5 protein-coding genes and 1 pseudogene are annotated in these 2,738 nt (G+C 74.0%); all 6 read left to right on the forward strand.

Translation table 11 applies throughout. The features are described 5' to 3' along the window. Positions 1–65 precede the first annotated feature (65 nt). The gene (locus AB0E94_RS52640; protein ID WP_360344474.1) at positions 66–176 is read left to right on the forward strand and encodes a histone-like nucleoid-structuring protein Lsr2; all 111 of its coding nucleotides are present in this window, start codon (positions 66–68) and stop codon (positions 174–176) included. After that, positions 173–853, forward strand: coding sequence for a GGDEF domain-containing protein (locus tag AB0E94_RS52645; protein WP_357098027.1), 681 nt, complete (start codon positions 173–175; stop codon positions 851–853). The genes AB0E94_RS52640 and AB0E94_RS52645 overlap by 4 nt, the downstream gene beginning before the upstream one ends. Next, on the forward strand, positions 850–1,338 hold the full coding sequence (locus AB0E94_RS52650) for a hypothetical protein (RefSeq protein ID WP_360344468.1): 489 nt from the start codon (positions 850–852) through the stop codon (positions 1,336–1,338). Before AB0E94_RS52645 ends, AB0E94_RS52650 begins: the two co-directional genes overlap by 4 nt. Then, complete coding sequence (locus tag AB0E94_RS52655) at positions 1,338–1,829, forward strand: hypothetical protein (protein ID WP_360344471.1); 492 nt, start codon at positions 1,338–1,340, stop codon at positions 1,827–1,829. The genes AB0E94_RS52650 and AB0E94_RS52655 overlap by 1 nt, the downstream gene beginning before the upstream one ends. After that, complete coding sequence (locus tag AB0E94_RS52660) at positions 1,826–2,203, forward strand: RRQRL motif-containing zinc-binding protein (protein WP_357098036.1); 378 nt, start codon at positions 1,826–1,828, stop codon at positions 2,201–2,203. Before AB0E94_RS52655 ends, AB0E94_RS52660 begins: the two co-directional genes overlap by 4 nt. Continuing rightward, positions 2,200–2,738, forward strand: a pseudogene (locus AB0E94_RS52665) (hypothetical protein); the annotation flags it as partial. The gene AB0E94_RS52660 and the pseudogene AB0E94_RS52665, both read left to right, overlap by 4 nt.

Consider the following 2,738-nt stretch of genomic DNA (forward strand, 5'->3'; position numbering starts at 1 on the left):
GCCGCCGCGAGCCTGCGGCATCGCCGAAGCGCAACCGCCGTGAGGGCGCCGACGAGCGGGCGGCGATGCGCCAGTGGGCCGTGGCCAACGGCTACGACGTCCAGAACCGGGGCCGGATCTCGCGCGAGATCCGCGAGGCGTACGCCGCCGCGACCGCGTCGGAGGTGGACCAGTGAGGGCGTTGAAGATGTTGGTCCCGGCCGTCGCCGCGTTGTCGCTGGCGGGGCACGTGTGGGCCGCGCAGGTGGCCCGCGCCCAGCGGTCCCGGCTGGCGCAGGCCCGCCGGGCCGCGACTACGGACCCGCTGACCGGCCTGGCGAACCGGGCGGGCCTGTCGGCCACGCTCGACGACCTGGACGGCGAGTCCTACGACTTGGCCCTGGTGGACCTGGACAAGTTCAAGCCGGTCAACGACACCTGGGGCCATGCCGCTGGTGATCGGCTGCTGGTGGAGATCGCCCGCCGGCTACAGGCGTCGCTGGAGGACGTCGAGGACGCCGTGGTGGCCCGCATCGGCGGTGACGAGTTCGTGCTCGTGTCGCCGTCGTCGGTGCCGCTGGCGCACTACCTGGCTGCGGGGGTCATCAGCGCCCTGCGCGAGCCCATCGAGGTTGTCGACGGCATCACCGTGTCGGTGACGGCCAGCGTCGGCGCGATTCACGCGGCGGCCAACGAGGACCGGGGCCGGGTGATGGCGGCGGCTGACGCCGCCGCGTACGAGGCCAAGCTGCGCGGTGGTGACGGCTTGGTCGAGCACAACTCCCTGTCCGCGCTGCCGGAGGTGGAACAGCGTCCGTTGCTGCGGCTGCGGGAGATGGCCGCCCTGACGAACGCGCTGGGGGTGGCGGCATGACGGCCCCGACCAAGGCGCTGGACCTGGCCGACGCGCTGGCCAACTACCGGACCAGCCTGCGTAATGCGTCGGACGTCGAGCTGGAGCACCGGGCGGCGTCGGTCGCGGCGCTGCCGGGTGCGGTCGCCGACGAGCTGCGCCAGGCGATCAGCGACGAGCGTGAGTCCCGCCGGCTCGCTGACCGGCCGACGTCGGCGCGGATGCCGAAGGTCGCTGCCGGTGCGGCGGTCGCGGCCCCGATCGCGGTGGTCGCGGGCCGGCTGCTGACCGAGCACGCCGAGCAGGTGCCGCAGGCCCTGCTCTACTCTCCGGCTGTCGCGGTCGGCCTGGTCGGCGCGGTGGTCGGTGGCGTCCGGCTGGGGCGGTGGCTCGATGAGCGCCGTTACGGCCTGGCCAGCAACGTCGACGAGGCCGACCTCGACCCTCTCGGTCTGGAACTGCTCGCGCAGGTCCGGGCCCGCCGCGCGGTCGGTGGTGAGAGCTGATGCCGACCCTTCGGATTCCGACGCTGGCGGGTGTCAGCATCCGCGCGACCGGCCGGTCGAGCGTCAGCAGTGACCGGCGCGGCACGGTGGTGTCGTACACCGGCCGTCTGATCCTCAACGGTCGTGAGGTGCTCTCGCCGGAGCAGGTGCGCGCCGATTGGGCCGCGCGGGGCGAGACGGCCCTGCGGGAGGCGGACCGCACCGAGCACAGCGACCCGTCCGGGCACGCCTGGGCCAAGGGCGTCTGCGCGGCCTACGCGACGGCGGTGCAGATCCTTGACGCCTGGTTCGGCCAGTTCGGGCCGGCGGGGCTGCCGCTGACCGACATCGTCGCGGGCATCAAGGTGGCCCGCTCGGCGGTGTTCGACCAGGCGCCGGCCGACGTCGACGACCTGGGGCGGCTGAGCATCTCGGCGGCGACGTCGATGCTGCTCACGCTGGCCGGGGAGCTGGCCATGACGGCCTCCTACGAGTGGGAGGTGTCGCGGTGAGCCGGATTCGTGCCGCGTTCTACGACCCGGAGGGCACCCGCTACGGCATCCCCACCTTCTGGTGGCGGGGTGCGCCGGCCGGCTACGCCACCGTGCGGCAGCTGCGGGCGCAGGGTCTGCGTCCGGGTGGCCAGGAGCCGGCGGCGCAGATCCTCTGGCGCGGGGTGGGCGGCGAGCGCGTGGCCTACCTCTACAAGGTCGACCAGGCGGCCAAGAAGCGCACGGCCACGCCGGCGCAGCTCGCCGCGATCGGCAAGGCACTGACCGCCCGCCGCACCTGCCCGACCTGCCAGGTGGTGCGGCCCTACTACATCCCGCGCTCCCTCGGGGAGTGCCTGGAGTGCGCCGAGCCGGCGATGGGAGTGACCCGATGAGCACGATGGTGATGCACCCGGTCGGCGGGTACACGCGTCGCGGTGGCCTGTTGGTGCCGGCGGATGTGGTGGTGCCGATCCGCCCGGACGTGAGCGTGCCGGCGCCGGCCGCCGTGGTGGATGCCGAGGTTGAGGGCCGTCCGGACGACTTGGACGACCTGGTCGACGTTGTCAGCGGCGACCCCGACCGCGAGGACCAGGACCACGAGGACGACCGCGAGGACCAGGACCACGAGGACCGTGAGGACGACGACCGCGAGGGCCAGGAGGACGGGGGCCGCGCCGGTGGGCGGGGCTGGCGTCGCTCGCCGGTCGACGTCGACGAGTTGGCCGACCGGTTGTCGCGGGAGCGGGACCTGGCTGATGTGCGGCGTGAGGACGAGTTGGCGCGGCGTGCGGCGGCCAGCGAACACGAGATCGCGTTGGCTGACGTGCGTGGTGACGCGGCTGCGGCGGCGCGGCGTCAGCGGGAGCGGATCCGCGACGGGAAGGCGACCGCCGAGCTGGCCGAGCTGTACCGGCGGGCGGCGCGGCA

Origin of the sequence: Actinoplanes sp. NPDC026670, assembly GCF_040638175.1 — a bacterium.
In the GTDB taxonomy this organism is placed as follows: domain Bacteria; phylum Actinomycetota; class Actinomycetes; order Mycobacteriales; family Micromonosporaceae; genus Actinoplanes.